This is a genomic window from Alloyangia pacifica (genome assembly GCF_020524285.1).
GTDB lineage: Bacteria > Pseudomonadota > Alphaproteobacteria > Rhodobacterales > Rhodobacteraceae > Salipiger > Salipiger pacificus_B.
In genome coordinates this window covers 114,686-129,329 of record NZ_JAIVKX010000004.1, presented here as the reverse complement: position 1 = coordinate 129,329, position 14,644 = coordinate 114,686, and the positions used below count along the sequence as shown (strand labels likewise).

Sequence of the window (14,644 nt, the reverse complement as noted above, 5' to 3'; positions counted from 1 at the left end):
AATGCAGCGGAAAGAAATGAACTTCCGAGTCTCCTTTCTAAACCTTTGGCCTGCAGGTTTTTCCGGAGTTTTCGCGGACCAGGACAGCGGCAATGCCGAGTTACTCTCCAAGCCGGGGCACGGGCCTTTCCCGAGACATCATCAGCGAAGAGATGTTCGGGACCAACTTCGTCACAATTTACGACAAAGAGCTCACGGACGACGACGAGCTGCTCACCTTGCTCGGCACTCTGCATCCTAAGACCCTGCGTTACGCAGGGGGCAGCGTTACCGAGAACGCTTTTGCAGAAGAGGTCTTCCTGACGGGGAACTGGGATCTGGCTTCCTATGTCGATGACCGGGGCGTTGTTCGCACGCTCACGCCGCTATCGTCCTTCATGCAAGTCGCGCGCGAAGTCGGGGCTGCTGTCCAGCTGGTGATACCCACCCGCGTTGCGTTCGAACAAAGCATGGGGCAAGCACTGGCCTCCGGCGATTACGGGGTGCGCAACCAAATCGACAGCGATTATCTCGATCACGTCGCCGCCTACGTCCAGGCCGCGACGGAAATGGCCGCGGCGCAGGGCGTGACCATTGCCCGCTTTGAGCTGGGGAATGAGTTCTGGGGAAGTGGTCAGATGACGGCCAGAGAGTATGGCTACATCTCCGCACGCCTTGCCGTTCTTCTTGCCGATCTGGCGCCAGGTGCGGAGATCGTCGCCCAGGCTGCGAGTTCCGCGAATGTCTACAGCCCGCTCAGCAGCAGGCGCGTCCTCCTCGAGCCAGATGGCTCGGGTGACTACATTCTCCACGAACTCGGCGACGGCGCCGTTGCAGAGCAGGGATGGCTCGAAGCGACGATGCCCGGCAACGGAAATGCTCGGGAGCAGAGCGAGGCGATCGCCGGTCACTTTGCCGATCTGCCGGGAGCTGCGGCGGCTCTCACAGGGATTGTCGAACATCTCTATTTCGATGGCGGCTTCGATGAGATCGACCACGAAAAAGACTTCGCGCTCACCTCCATACGTGCAGCATTTGCCGCTCGCCTTGGCCTTGACGACATTCCCTACCACGTCACGGAGTGGAGTGCTCGCAATCCGGGATGGAGCGCGGTTTCAGAAAACCTCGGTAATGCAAACGGTCTGCAGTACGCGCACACAACGGTCGAAGCGTTCTTTGAACTGGCTTCGCACGGTGTCGCGGGCGCGAATTTCTGGCCAATCACCTTTGGCAGCCCGAGCGTGATCCACCGCACGCTGATCGACAGTCTCGAGGGCGACCTGACTTTCGGCGGACAGACCTTCCAGTGGTTGTCGACTGACTTGCCGGGCCTGAGCCCGGCATTCGATTTTGACATCGAAGGACAAATCGACATTCACGGATTCGATAGTGCAGACCGGATGGTTCTGCTTGTCGGAGAGCGGAGCGGTCAGCGGCAGGAAGGACTCCGGATCGACTTGGCGGACGTTCTCGGGTCACCCCGCTACTTCGCGCAGTACGTGCAAATGACGAGTTCGAGCCCTGACCCGCTCGACAACGCTGGCAACGCCGTTCTCTCCGGGCCCGGCGGATTCATGCTGGATGATCCGGTACTGAGCTTCAATGCTGAAGCTTGGTCTCTCTCGAAGGTGGTCCTTCAGCGGGTCACCGATGAGGGGGATCACCTCGAAGGCGGCAAAGGCCCCGACAGGATCGAGGGCGCCGGTGGCCCCGACGAGATCCTAGGCGGCGCAGGTGACGACACGCTGAAAGGCCAATTTGGCGACGATTTGCTGCGCGGCGGCGCCGGAGATGACGTCCTCGTCGGTGGCTGGGGCGAAGACCATCTGTCTGGCGGCGAAGGAAACGACTGGCTCTTCGGGGGAGGGGAGAGCGATACGCTCATCGGCGGCGCGGGCGCCGATCTCCTGGCCGGCAATGGCGGTGATGATTTGCTCGATGGTGGGCCCGGCAACGACACGATCCGCGGCGGTGACGGGCTGGAGCTGATCCGCGCGGGAGATGGCAACGATTGCCTCGAAATCGTGGCAACGGCCGTCTACGGGTCCGGGGTCGGAGCGCACAATGTCGGGGCCTACGGCGGACAGGGGACCGGGGTTATCTTGCCGCTTGCCGAAAGGAAGGTGAACACCACCGTGTTGCAGGGCGGCGCCGGTCAGGACAGCCTGGTATTCGGGGACGGAGCGGATGCACTCTTCTTGGACGATGAGGTTCCTGGAAGACATCAAGAGCTCTCCCTTGCCTCGGGTGCTCGGCTCTCCTCGATCGAGCAGATTTGGACTGGTGGGGGAGACGACATCGTGGACCTGACAAGCCGGTACTTTAGCCTCGCTGGGTCGGAAATCGAGATCGATGCAGGAAGCGGGAACGACGTCGTTTGGGGGTCCGATGCCAGTGAGATGATCCGTGGCGGCGCCGGCGACGATACGCTTTTCGGAGGTACCGGACGGGACACGCTGGAAGGTGGCCCGGGCGCGGACGTCTTCGAGTTCACAGCGAGTTCCTCGGGCTGCGTGCTGGTCGATTTCTCGGCGGCGGAGGGCGACACGCTGAGGTTCTACGACCACGGCGGTTTGCATTTTCAACCATCGTCGCTCAGCGTCTTTGGCGACATGCTCAACATCTCCTTCGTTGGTGGCGCTGGGCAATCAGCGGGCGAAATCGAGATCCTTTTTGTGCACGGGAACAGCAATATGCTCGCCTTTGGTGTCGCGGATGCAGTGAGTTTTGTCTGAGCTTCCGCACTAGCCGTCTGATCCACAGTTGCCCGGGCGGCGTAAACAAAAGGAACCGGGTTGAAAACCGGACGCAGTGCGCAGGAAGCGGACGGTTAGCACGCTGCCCTGGTAAGGCAGGACAGCGCAGATTGCGGACCTAGCTCCGCAGACTTCATTTCCCGAAAGCTGCCGTTCAGGCGGGGAGCAGGGATCGGCCCCTCTGAGCCCCCAGACCTACCACTTTCTGCTCAAGGACGAGTGGCGGCTTTGTAAGCAGCTCTCTCGAAACTGAACGGTTAGAAAATGGTAGCCCCCTATCGGGCGCAAAATACTTGACCTGAGGGTAGATTTGGACCTTTATTTCCCAAAGGGTCGGCAGATTGGGGCGTGTCGGGTTGAGCCCCCAAACGAATGCCCGCCTTAGATAAGAGATCAAGCTAACAAAGATCAATTGGAACATGCAAGAAGTCGGTTAGGGGCAAGTTATGCGCGCAACACATATGGTGAAAATGAATCATGGGAATGGTGTTTCGATCGAAATCGACTTGAATCAAGTTGAGATGAACGATCAGCAGCGAGCAATTGTAGCGAAACTATTTGCTGAGATTTCTGATAAAGATATTGATTGCTCGGGAGATTGCACAGAGGAGACCTGCCCCGCAGCGGAAGTGCTCCCCAAAGATGAATTTGAGCAGATACGTGGATTGCGGGCGACGATTGGAACGCCGAACGAAATTAGTTCAATGATCATTTGTGACTTTTGCCTTGATTGCTGGTCACAGCCTCTGTGAATGATCCATCTCTAGACAAGCGCGGAATAATCCTGCCATTGCTTTGCTCGATACCCCAGGTCGGCATTGATAGGTTTTTGCATGTTTGTGAAGATCCAGAGATGGCGCCAGTGGTTGAGACGTATTGGCTGGAGGTGTGCGCTGCATATTTTCTATTTGGGCAGGGCGCTGAGCGTACTTTGCCCAAATTTTTCGTTGAAAAGCTTAGCCAAAGCAATGTTTTAGGCGCTGGTTGTCAGCAAACCGTCTGGCAGCCTCTTCCTCGTGATGTGTACTACCAACTATCTAGGTTTGCACTTGTAAAGCCCTCTGAACTAGATGAGCGGTCAAGCCTTAAATTAGAACCTCCAGAGTTGCGAAGAGATATTTGCTACTACCTGGCGAAAGGAGATTTCGTTTCCTCGTATCGAGCTGCATCCGTTCTGGGACGTGTCAACAAAAAGACTGGAGACATAGCGTCCGTAGACGCCGAGATTGAGCGTTATCTCTGCTGTCAGGTTGCTCTCATCTCGGATGTCTCTCTCACTTGGGAAAGGGCTATTTTTAGCCCTCATTGGAGTTGCTAAGTGTTCAAAGGCGGGTTGAGAAAAAGCGAAACTTGGATTGAGGAAAATCTCGCCCATTTTCAGATAGGAAAAGGTAGCGATAATATTAAAATCATCAAGCTCAAACCTTTAAGCGAGCTACTGCTCGCTCTGTACATTTGTAGGAGCAAAGTGAATCCGAAGGTCTTGCACAGAATCGCTTCATGGGCGTGGGGTGAATGTGAGCAAGGGGATTTGCTCTTTAGGATTCTTATGGCAAAGCCAGACATATATAGACTGGCAACCACATTATATCTCTTCAAGCAGCTTGGGTTCGAGAATTATAGACTGTCCAAGTTGCTCGAAGAGATATCTCGAATGCAAATATTTGGCGCCGTCGAAGGGGAGGCATGGATCAATATAGCGACCGATTTTGCTGTTTCTCGGCTGTTGTGCAGGGAGGAGAATCTAGAGCTTTATGATAACAGCTTTCTATTTAAGAAACCTGAACCATGGGTGCTATCAGAGCAATCGGTTTACGCTGTTACTCATGAAGTTTTCTACGCGACGGATTTTGGCGCGCGGGATGCGGTTCTAACGCCAGACGTAAAAGAATACTTGGTTAATTGGGCTCCTGTTTGGTGTCAAATTTACAGTGAGGAGGCCAATTACGATTTGGTCGGGGAACTATGCATTGTCTTAAGATGTATAGGGCAAGTCTCTATGGGAAGGCATTGGGCGAACTCGATTCTTGTGGTCCAGCAGGAGAATGGAGCTGTTGAAGGTCCAGAGGATGCGGGTCAGCAGTTTATGCTCGCAATCGATGCTGACGCTGCGGAGCGCGCTTTCTATAAGAATTATCACACAACATTAGTTTCTATGTGTATGTTTGCGATGTATTCGGACTGAAACACTTGCCTACCCAGTCTTATTCGATCAGCCCCTCCACGACTCCACGACTCCACGACTCCACGACTCCACGACTCCACGACTCCACGACTCCACGACTCCACGACTCCACGACTCCACGACTCCACGACTCCACGACTTCACGACTTCACGCCAGCGTCACGGTTCGTTAAATTTTGGCTTTAAAATTTTCACTACATTCACTAGTGAAAATGATCCAAGCGTGTACTGAGTATTTTTTAAAATAATTTTTACTGATATACTCCGCTAACGAGAGCCGGCGCCTGAATCTGATCAGGGTATACACAATGGCCGTAGCTTTGCCGCCATTCTATGCTTCCAGAAATACCCAATGTTTGCGACCTTTAGTCACCCTTGCCGTTGCCGTACTCAAGGCTTCAGGGGGAGTGTGGAATTTTCTTGCTTTTTTTGAAGGATACATAAGAATTGCCAATTCTCTGACTGCTTGAGTTTCGTAAAGCTGATGGCCGAAACCTTTAAAGCGGGACTTGGGGCAACGGTAGCATCGATTGCACTGCTGCCACCCCTTATTCTCGGTGTGAAGGTCCGCTTCGCCGCGTAGGCAACTCGGGGCAAGGGGCGAATTGGGCTGGCTCCGGGCCTTAGCCTTGTCCATGGCCAAGGTCCGAAGATTGGTTTCTCAGAGGTCCACAGCTTCAGAAATTGTCAGGGCATCTTCTAACTCCACACCCAGGTAGCGAACTGTGCTGTCCATCTTGCAATGCCCGAGCAGTAACTGGACGGCGCGCAAGTTGCCGGTCTTGCGGTAGATTTGGGCCACCTTAGTCCGCCTCATCGAATGCGTGGCATACGCAGATTGCTCCAGCCCGATCGAGCTCACCCAGCCCTTTACCAATCGGGCATACTGCCGCGTCGAAATGTGCAGACGATCATGAACGCGGCCGGGCCATAGATACTCTCTGCCCCTCATCGTCGGGTTAGCGAGCCACACCATCAATGACCGCCTCGTGCCCTCGGTGATCTCGAAGCGCACCGGCTGTCGAGTCTTCTGCTGCACGACCGATACGCGTTCCTTGATCGAACCGGCAGAAAGCACGTCCGTCACTTTCAGGCACACGAGGTCGCAGCCGCGTAACTTGCTGTCGATCGCGAGGTTGAAGAGCGCGAGGTCGCGGATCTTCGCTGCGATTTCTAAACGGACGCGGATGGCCCAGACGTGTCGAGGCAATAGAGGCCGCTTTTGTCCGACAATGCGGCCACGGTTCCAGGCGGGTTTGGTGGGGCGAACGGCGGGTAGGTTCTCATTTCTCATGGTGAAGGTCTCCCTCCACCGCGCCCAGCCACATCTCCGACCCGTTGCCGGCGGCGTAATGCTAGCATGGAGATCCTGCACCGCGATGCTGCAAGGCGGCGCCAAGTCTGAATCGTGGGTGCTGGGCCGAGCGCTTGCACGAGCGCATTTGGCTGGTGACAGCCCTAACTTGCCCTTCGCACCGAATGCTCTGGCACAGCAAAGCGGACCTTCATCCCGAGAGCGTTGGACAACCAAGGCGGAGATTTTTGACAATTGAGAGTCACCATGCTTCTGGCACAATCTCGACATGTCCTCGGGGTCTTTGGATTCCTTGCGACTGGCGTCGTGCACCGGCGTAGGTCACGGTGACATACGCCAAGAGGCATGTCCGAGGCTGATCCCTTGTCGGCTGACCGGCCCGATTGTTCGGCAATGGCGATATCTCATCCCGACGAGATACCGAACGCGGAGCCCGCCGGACCCAAAGCGCTCGAACACAGGTGTCTACCGGAGCCTATCGGTGCTAGCGTCGGCTTCAGAGTAACCGGAGATGCACAGATGCCGAGACTCACGGATGAAGGCGAGGAGATTGTCGCCGACATCGCAGCGCGCCATGGGATCAGCAGCGATGCCGCATTGCACATGCTCATGGCTGTGTCCGCCGGGCATGGCACTCAGGCGCAGTTCAACCACCCCGAGCTGGGTGGTATGGGGCAATGGTCACAGGGCGGCATGACCATGGTCGGCGATATGTTCAACAATGGCCTCAAGGCGCGGGTCGACTCTCTGTGCACGGACCTTTCGGGGATCGTCCAGCAGCACAGCCTGTTTGCCGCACCTATCTCCTCACAGTCGCAATCGCAGGGCGGGATGCACGACGTGTCCGGCGTCAGCTTGTTCGTACAGGAGACCAGTGACTGGCCCGCCGATCTAGGTCAGCCAACCTCTGTCGGAACGCAAAATGACCTTCGGTACGCCTATTTCGCCGACAAGCGCAGGCTGGCCATCAAGGTCGGAGGGCGAACAACGGTCTACGATACTGGCGACCACCAGATCGGCGGCTTCGGACAGGCGCAGGGCGTCGGACAGAGCCTCAGCTTCACCAGCCAGCACGGGCTCGTTCATCTCTCGGACTTGCCCATCGTGGATGGCAACTCACTGGCGTCACCAGACAGCGCCCCCAAACCGTCCGAGGCCGCGCCAGTTGCCGCCACTCAGGCACCTATACAGCACACGGAGCCAGAACCGAGAACCGCGCCTGGTGTAGCGGCCTCTCGAGACATGACCGATGATCAGATTTTTAGCCGGATCGAACGGCTCGCGGGCCTGTTCGAAAAGGGTATTCTCACTAAGGAAGAGTTCGAGGCGAAGAAAGCTGAGCTCCTGGCGCGCTTGTAGCCTGAATTCGCTACCGCGGCCGCTCGGCTCGAGTTGCCCAGCCTGATGAAGCGGACCTTCTTGCCGTTCGCTGCACGCGCTCGGTTTGTCCTGCGACGGCGCGCGCGGGGAAGTAGGAGTTGGGAAGTGGATGTTCGCTCCCTGTGCGGCACGGTTCGACCACCGGGCTTGACGCGGAGGTTCGGATCAACGCCGAACCGGCCTCGGGAGAGTTGCTTGAGAGGACCACTCCGCATCGGCTGCCCACCGCACGGCGGACGCCGTCCGTCAGGACGATTGACGGGTCGACCTCTGCGCTATGACAGCTCAGTCAGTCAGCGCTCTGGGGTTTCTGCAAGCAAGTCGATGGTCACGTCGCAGCCCGCGTACCGGTTCTCCAGATGCTGCAATTGTGTACGGATCGGCGGTGCGGGTATCCTGCCGGCTGAATGGCGACGGTAACTCAGCAGGCCAAGAACCGATTGGTTTGATTCATATCAGGGGAAAACCAACCGGGGCGCTGTAGTGTCGCGCAGCGAAAGGCGTAGGGGGGGATCAGAAAGGGCTTCTGTCATGACTCCCATACTCAAGGCAATGGCAGTCCCGGCCCTCCTGCTGCCGATGCTGATGCAATCCTGTGAACCGAAAGACGGCGAGGTCGTTGCTCTCGGCGTCCTTATGCGCGAGCGCGTTGTCCTGACGGCGACCGCGAACGCGATCATCACCGAGTTGCCCGTCGCCGAAGGCCACGCGGTTGCAGCAGGTGACGTTCTTGTCCAGCTCGAGAACGCGGTGCAAAAGGCGAACCTGCAGCTCGCGAGCGCCCGGCTCTCCGAGGCCGAAGCGGACCTGCAACGTGTCCGGAGCGGCGCGCGCGACCAGGAGGTTGCGATCGCGGAGGCGCGCGTGCGCGGCGCCCACGCCGTCTACGAGGAAGCGGAGACGACCCTCGATCGCAATCGACGCCTTCTGGAAAGCGGCACCATCACGCAGGCGCGTCTTGATCAGGACATCGCCCGCCGCGATACCTCTCTCGCCGAGCTGACCAGCGCAGAACAGGCGTTGGCCGAGATCAGGGAGGGCGCTCGCGAAGAGGACATCCAAATCGCCACGGCGCATGTCGAAGCCGCCCATGCGGAGGTCGCCGCCGAGCGCACCCGGCTGGAGGACTTGACGATCCGTGCGTCGCGGGACGGCATGCTCGACAGCCTCCCCTGGAACCTGGGCGAACGCGTGCCGTTTGGCAGTCCCGTGGCCGTACTCCTGACCGGCGAAAGGCCGCACGCGCGCATCTACATCCCCGAACCCGCGCGCGTCGGGCTGGCGATCGGGGCCCCTGTCATGGTTCGTCTCGACGGAACGGAGGCGGTTTTCGAGGGCCGCCTACGCTGGATCAGCAACGAGTCCGCCTTCACGCCCTACTACGCACTCAGCCAGAACCAGCGCAGCCGACTCGTCTTCCTTGCGGAGGTGGCGCTTCCGCCCGAGGCGGCGGAGCTTCCGGTCGGCGTGCCGGTAACGGCAACGCTGCCATGAGCGAAACCGTGGCGACAGTCGTCGGCATGACGCGGCGCTTCGGCACCAATACCGCCGTCGACGCGCTGGACCTTACGATCCCCAAGGGCGTCGTCTACGGCCTCCTGGGGCCCAATGGCTCGGGCAAGACAACGGTGATGCGATTGCTCACAGGTCTTCTGACTCCGAGCGAGGGTCGGGCTGAGGTTCTGGGAACACGGCTTCCAGGCAATGCCGAGGCGCTCAAACGCCAAGTCGGCTACATGACGCAGGGGTTCACCTACTACCGTGACCTCACGGTCTTCGAGAACCTCAGGTTCATCGCCGAGATCCACGATCTGCCCGCCAGGCGGAAACGGCATCGCATCGACGAGCTCCTCGAGGCATACGACCTCCGCGAGCAAGCGGGGCGACTTGCCGGCGCGCTGAGCGGCGGGCAGCGCCAACGTCTCGCGCTGGCCGCGACGGTCATTCACGAGCCAAAACTCCTGTTCCTCGACGAGCCGACCTCCGCCGTCGATCCCGAGACGCGGCGCGGCTTCTGGGAAAGGCTCTTCGACCTTGTCGACTTGGGGACGACGATGATCGTATCGACCCACCTGATGGACGAGGCCGAGCGCTGTCATCGGATCGCGATCCTCGATCGGGGACGGAAATGCGCCGACGGGAGCCCGCGGGAGCTCATGGAGAAGGCCGAGGGCCGGGTCGTGGAGGTCGCGGGCGACGACCTGCGCCACATCGGGCGCGAGTTGGCGGAGCACCCGGACATCGCCTCGGTCGCCCAGATCGGTGCACGGCTGCGCGTCCTCGTGGCCGGGGCGGTGACCAATTCCGAGGCGACGGTGGCGCAAGCCCTTCGTGGTCATCCCGACGTGTCGCCTCGGGCGGTCCGGCCCAATCTGGAGGACGTGTTCGTGCTGGCCACCCACGGCGCGGCCCGATGATTTCGGCGCGCCGCACGATGGCCATCCTGCGCAAGGAGCTGCTGCAGCTCAGGCGCGACCGGCTGACCCTTGGAATGATCGTGATGATCCCGCTCATCCAGCTGGTACTTTTCGGCTATGCCATCAACACCGAGGTCCGCCACATCCCGGCTGCCGTCGTCGATCAGAGCGGCACGAGCCTCAGCCGGGCGCTGACGCAGATGGTGGAGGCCACGCAGGTGGTTCACTTCGAGCGGCGGTTCGCCACGGTCGAGGAGGCCGAACGCGCCATTGTCCGCGCAGAGGTGCGCGCGGCTTTCATCATCCCGCATGACATCGACGACCGGCTGGTGCGAAATTCCAGCGCCTTCAGTCGTTTCGCTCCGCCGGCGCAGGGAGAAACGGCAAGGCCAGTGGCACAATGGATCGCCGACGGATCGGACACGCTTGTGGCAGGCGCGATCCGCTCGCTGCGGCTCATGCCGCTGGGCGAACTCTTCCGCGAGCCCACCAATGCGCCCACGCCGACGTTCGAAGTCACACTCTTCTACAACCCCGAGCAACGGACAGTGGTGAACATTGTGCCGGGCCTTGTCGGGATCATCCTGACGATGACCATGATCATGTTCACCGGCGCCGCCATCGTGCGCGAGAGCGAACGTGGCAATATGGAGATGCTGATCACCACGCCGATCCGGCCGCTGGAACTCATGATCGGCAAGATCATTCCCTATATCGGGATCGGCCTCGTGCAGGTGTTCATCATCCTCGGATTGGGCGCCCTGCTTTTTTCGGTCACGACGGCCGGATCGCTCGTCACGCTCCTCCTCGTCACGCTCCTGTTCATCTTCGCGAGCCTGTCGCTGGGGCTGGTGTTGTCAACAGTCGCGAAAAGCCAGTTGCAGGCCATGCAGATGACGGTCTTTGTCCTGCTTCCGTCAATCCTGCTGTCGGGGTTCATGTTCCCCTATGAGGGCATGCCCCGCAGTGCGCAACTGATCGCGGACCTGCTGCCCGCGACGCATTTCATGCGCATCATTCGCGGCGTGGTACTGCGCGACGCGGAATTCGCGGATCTCGGACCGGACGCGGCATGGCTGCTGGGATTTGCGGTACTGGGACTGATCGTGGCTGCCCTGCGGTTCCGAAAGCGGCTGGACTGACCGCGCAGCGCATGTGCCACGAGGAAGAGAAGATCAAAAACTCAGGATCGCGGAGGGAAGCGAAGGCAAGGCTTAAGACGTTCGCGCCGGAGGCATTCGATGTCGGGCGGCCCGCAATGGTGGGCGCACCCCTGCGGGTGGACTGGTGCGTCAAGCTCAGCACCGTCTTGTTCAAAGGCGACGTCAGGACATTCGACGCCGGAGCGACCGACACCGCCTGGGCTTAGCTGCGCGAATGACCGGGAAAAGCCATTGAAGATCATCTCGGCGCTCGTGACGACCTCCGGGAGGCCCGCCCTCGATCCTCCTGTCGCACAATATTGGCCTCTCTCTGGAGGCACACGAGCTCGTCAGAGATATTGCGCGCGGCAGGTCCTGCGGCATCCGCTGGGCGAGACACTTCCGAATTTCAGGCATGTCCGAGAACGCCAGCACCCTCGGTGCAGCTTTTTGATCGCACGCCAGAGGAACGATCTGCTCAGCCAAGCAGGGTCTACTCGCGGCATTGCGAGCAAGTCAGGCATTGAACCTGTACCCCAGAAATCCGACATTCGGTCATGTCGGCAGGTTGAAAGGCAACAGACATGACCTTCGGAGAGGCGAACGGGATGGGGGGCCAGCCAAAGGTCGAACGCCTCTACCTCGACTTCGACAGCTTCTTCGCCTCTGCTGAACAACACTTCAACGCCGACCTACGAAATCGGCCGTTGGGCGTTGTGCCGCTGGACTCGCCGCATACCAGCTGCATCGCCGTGAGCCGCGAGGCCAAGGCGCGGGGCGTGAAATCCGGCGCCTCAATCCGCGCGGCGCGCGAAGTGATCCCTGATATGGTCTTTGTGATCGCGCGGCATGACGCCTACGTGCGGCTGCACAAGCGCATCCTCGAGGTCATTGGCGGCATCCTCCCGGTGGCCCACGTGCGGTCGATCGACGAGGTGGTCTGCCACCTCTCGCCCAGCGAAGCGGCGCAGGGCAAGACACTGGCGGCGCGCATCAAGGACGCGCTGGCACAGACTTTCAGCCCTGCCCTCACCTGCTCCATCGGCATGGCGCCGACCGAGCTGCTTGCCAAGGTCGGTGCCGAGATGAACAAGCCGGACGGCTTCGCACTGATCGAGGCGCAGGCCCTGCCAGATTGCCTGTCCCACCTCGATTTATGTGACCTGCCGGGCATCTCCAAAGGCATTGGCGCGCGCCTTGCCACCGCAGGCGTCCGAGATATCGGCGGGCTGTGGCGGCTTGCACCGAAACAGGCGCGGCAGATCTGGGGCAACGTCGAAGGCGAGCGGTTCTGGAACGAGTTCCACGGCTGTCACGCCGAGCGCCCCGAGACGAAGAAGAGCATGTATGGCCACGGACGTGTGTTGCCGCGGGACGGGCGAACGCCGGACAAAGTGGAGGCCTGCGCTCGGCAGCTCCTTCTCAGCGCCGCCCGGCGATTGCGCCGCGACAACCTGCGCGCCAAGGAACTGACCTTGGCGTTTCGGAACGGGCGCGGGTCCGAGGACGAGCAGTGGACCTGGCGAGGTAGCTTCGCGGCCGCGCGGGACGACCGAACCTTCACGCGGACCCTCTCCAAGGGCTTGCAGGAGGCACGCCTCTCCCTGCGGTTTTCGCCACGCTCGGTCAGCGTGACCCTGCAGGGTGTTGTCTCTGACGGCGAGGTCACCGGTGATCTGTTCGGCGGCGCGCTGGACGAGGGCGCGGACAATGCCTCTCGAGTGAAATGGGAAAAGGTCAGCGACCTGATGGACAGCCTGCGCCAATCGCACGGGGCAAAGGCCCTGTCCCTTGGCGTCCAAGAGGAGGTCCATGGCGGCTATGTCGGCGCAAAGATCGCCTTCGGCCGCATCCCTGACGAAGCCGACTTCAGCGACACGCCCACCGCGGACGAGGCCACACAGTTCTTGTCCTATTGAGGGACGTGAGCGGCTTCTGGGTGTGCACCGGGGGGTGCTCCAAGCACCAAAGCCGAAAAATGGTACCGTGTCCCATTGTCGCAACGCGAGGCCGACACCCGCGAGAGCGGACCTGCGCCGCGAAATGCGAAGGGCACGCCCGGTGCGGACGCGCCCTCCAAATTCGGAACTTCAGGCTGTTTCAGGCAGGTGCAGACGCCGTCTTGCGCGCCGAGGCTGCGTTTGTGGTCTTCTTGACGGTGGTCTCAGCCTTCTCGGCTGCGCCGGCAGAAGCCGAGCCCACTTGCTCGCCCGCGCCTTGCGCAACTTCGAAAAGCGCCGCGGCCGTGCTCTGGGCGAGTTCCATCTGCGCCTGCATAAAGCCCGCAAAGGCCTGACCATACGCCGAAGGCTCACGCACGGATGTCAGCTCGCGCATGTTGCCGAGCGCTTTCTTGGTCGAGGCCGACAGAACTTCGTTCGACTTCTCGGAGGTGTCGAGCGCGACTCCACCGATCTTCGCGTTGTACTCGGCAACCGATGCCAGTCCGCCCTTTGCCAGGTCCGGATTGCAAACGTTCGGGATCGCGGCGAACATCTTGGCGAATTCGTTCTGAGCAGTCATGAGGTCCTCCTCTCGGGTTTCGTTTGGTCCCCATCCACATGAATGCTGCATCGCAGCATTTCAACCGCGACCCAGAAAATAACTCAAAGAGTACTGGTCTCTTGGGGATTTCTCTCGGACCTTGGGCGAACCCGCGCGGCGGTTCAGCCGGGCGGCGCCTTGTTACGCCAAGGAAGTGAAGCGCGGTCTTCCACTTACGCCAGCCACACTTATCCCATGGAATCTGTGACGGGTATGCCAAAGGCAGTGTAGCCGTTCAGCACGGCGGTGCGAACTTGGAGCTCTGCGACCGGACGATCGAAGTCGCGTGCCATGAGGATGATGTCCCGAAAGGTTCTCTAATTGCCTCGGCCAAGGGCTGTTCCACAAGCGTCTCCATAGAGCGTGCCTGGCTCTGGGGTTCTCTCCGCGGTCGCCGCGTTCGTGCCGCATGTTCGCGTTCAGGGTCGGGCGGTTCTCACCCGCTGCCGAAGACTGGCAAGGGCCGGCGACAAAGGCTGCACTTTCAGCGAATGTCCACGGGGTCGGTTTTCCCGGCACGAAGACGAGGCACAGCATCGGTCGAGGAGGGCTCGATAGCGCCGCTTGCCGCGTTCCGCCTGAAGGGCGGCTTTCGGGAAAATAGCGCAGAGCTGTCACGTCCGCTTCCTGCGCTTCGCTGCCGTTCATCCTGGACGCAGCGAACGGCGACTCTCCGCCCTTCGCGTCGGTCCTGCTGGCCTTGTTGCGCCAAGCGCACAGGTCCACTTAGGGCTGGCTGCGGCGGTACGCTTTGACAGGCGCGACCGGCGGCTTGAAGCTGCGATCGGTAGTGTGCGGTACCTATCGCGTTAGGCAGAATAGCGCCGGTTTTGTTTGATGGCGCGCCAGTAGAAGCGGTCATTTAGGCGGGATTTCGAAGTTCGCAACTAACCTCTCCGCAGTGGTTGCGTCGTCCTCCATTTGCA

10 protein-coding genes and 1 pseudogene are annotated in these 14,644 nt (G+C 60.1%); 8 read left to right on the top strand and 3 right to left on the bottom strand.

The features are described 5' to 3' along the window. Positions 1–152 precede the first annotated feature (152 nt). The 3 genes from LC039_RS06960 to LC039_RS06950 all read left to right on the top strand — a co-directional run bounded on the left by LC039_RS06960 (position 153) and on the right by LC039_RS06950 (position 4,920). Positions 153–2,714, top strand: coding sequence for a calcium-binding protein (locus LC039_RS06960; protein ID WP_226622609.1), 2,562 nt, complete (start codon positions 153–155; stop codon positions 2,712–2,714). Between the two features lie 467 nt (positions 2,715–3,181). Then, positions 3,182–3,487 carry a hypothetical protein gene (locus LC039_RS06955; RefSeq protein ID WP_226622607.1) on the top strand — a complete coding sequence of 102 codons (306 nt, stop codon included), beginning with the start codon at positions 3,182–3,184 and terminating at the stop codon, positions 3,485–3,487. Between the two features lie 566 nt (positions 3,488–4,053). Continuing rightward, positions 4,054–4,920, top strand: coding sequence for a DUF6895 family protein (locus tag LC039_RS06950; protein ID WP_226622606.1), 867 nt, complete (start codon positions 4,054–4,056; stop codon positions 4,918–4,920). A 661-nt stretch (positions 4,921–5,581) separates the two neighbouring features. On the opposite strand, the gene LC039_RS06945 is transcribed toward LC039_RS06950, so the two are convergent. Further along, positions 5,582–6,214: a tyrosine-type recombinase/integrase gene (locus LC039_RS06945; protein WP_226622604.1), complete on the bottom strand. Its 633-nt coding sequence runs from the start codon at positions 6,212–6,214 to the stop codon at positions 5,582–5,584. 540 nt (positions 6,215–6,754) lie between these two features. Between LC039_RS06945 and LC039_RS06940 the strand changes: the two genes are divergently transcribed. From LC039_RS06940 to LC039_RS06920, 5 genes are all read left to right on the top strand, one after another. Further along, positions 6,755–7,594 (top strand): SHOCT domain-containing protein, encoded by an 840-nt coding sequence (locus tag LC039_RS06940; RefSeq protein ID WP_226622603.1) that lies wholly within the window; start codon positions 6,755–6,757, stop codon positions 7,592–7,594. Between the two features lie 552 nt (positions 7,595–8,146). Beyond that, positions 8,147–9,109: an HlyD family secretion protein gene (locus tag LC039_RS06935; protein WP_226622601.1), complete on the top strand. Its 963-nt coding sequence runs from the start codon at positions 8,147–8,149 to the stop codon at positions 9,107–9,109. Continuing rightward, positions 9,106–10,032, top strand: coding sequence for an ATP-binding cassette domain-containing protein (locus tag LC039_RS06930; RefSeq protein WP_226622599.1), 927 nt, complete (start codon positions 9,106–9,108; stop codon positions 10,030–10,032). The genes LC039_RS06935 and LC039_RS06930 overlap by 4 nt, the downstream gene beginning before the upstream one ends. A gap of 17 nt (positions 10,033–10,049) precedes the next feature. Further along, a complete protein-coding gene (locus LC039_RS06925; RefSeq protein ID WP_226622598.1) occupies positions 10,050–11,174 on the top strand; it encodes an ABC transporter permease in 1,125 nt (374 codons plus the stop codon). A 584-nt stretch (positions 11,175–11,758) separates the two neighbouring features. After that, positions 11,759–13,093, top strand: a complete 1,335-nt coding sequence (locus LC039_RS06920) for a Y-family DNA polymerase (RefSeq protein ID WP_226622596.1) — start codon at positions 11,759–11,761, stop codon at positions 13,091–13,093. 181 nt (positions 13,094–13,274) lie between these two features. Here LC039_RS06920 and LC039_RS06915 read toward each other — a convergent pair whose 3' ends face one another. Continuing rightward, positions 13,275–13,697, bottom strand: coding sequence for a hypothetical protein (locus tag LC039_RS06915; protein ID WP_226622594.1), 423 nt, complete (start codon positions 13,695–13,697; stop codon positions 13,275–13,277). Between the two features lie 209 nt (positions 13,698–13,906). Then, a pseudogene (locus LC039_RS06910) lies at positions 13,907–14,014 on the bottom strand (IS5/IS1182 family transposase); the annotation flags it as partial. Between the last annotated feature and the right edge of the window lie 630 nt (positions 14,015–14,644).

Excerpts from the sequence above, each read along its gene's own strand:
- LC039_RS06955 (WP_226622607.1), top strand. The coding sequence starts at position 3,182 with ATGCGCGCAACACATATGGTGAAAATGAATCATGGGAATGGTGTTTCG.
- LC039_RS06960 (WP_226622609.1), top strand. The coding sequence starts at position 153 with ATGTTCGGGACCAACTTCGTCACAATTTACGACAAAGAGCTCACGGAC.
- LC039_RS06930 (WP_226622599.1), top strand. The coding sequence starts at position 9,106 with ATGAGCGAAACCGTGGCGACAGTCGTCGGCATGACGCGGCGCTTCGGC.
- LC039_RS06920 (WP_226622596.1), top strand. The coding sequence starts at position 11,759 with ATGACCTTCGGAGAGGCGAACGGGATGGGGGGCCAGCCAAAGGTCGAA.
- LC039_RS06940 (WP_226622603.1), top strand. The coding sequence starts at position 6,755 with ATGCCGAGACTCACGGATGAAGGCGAGGAGATTGTCGCCGACATCGCA.
- LC039_RS06945 (WP_226622604.1), bottom strand. The coding sequence starts at position 6,214 with ATGAGAAATGAGAACCTACCCGCCGTTCGCCCCACCAAACCCGCCTGG.
- LC039_RS06935 (WP_226622601.1), top strand. The coding sequence starts at position 8,147 with ATGACTCCCATACTCAAGGCAATGGCAGTCCCGGCCCTCCTGCTGCCG.
- LC039_RS06915 (WP_226622594.1), bottom strand. The coding sequence starts at position 13,697 with ATGACTGCTCAGAACGAATTCGCCAAGATGTTCGCCGCGATCCCGAAC.
- LC039_RS06925 (WP_226622598.1), top strand. The coding sequence starts at position 10,050 with ATGGCCATCCTGCGCAAGGAGCTGCTGCAGCTCAGGCGCGACCGGCTG.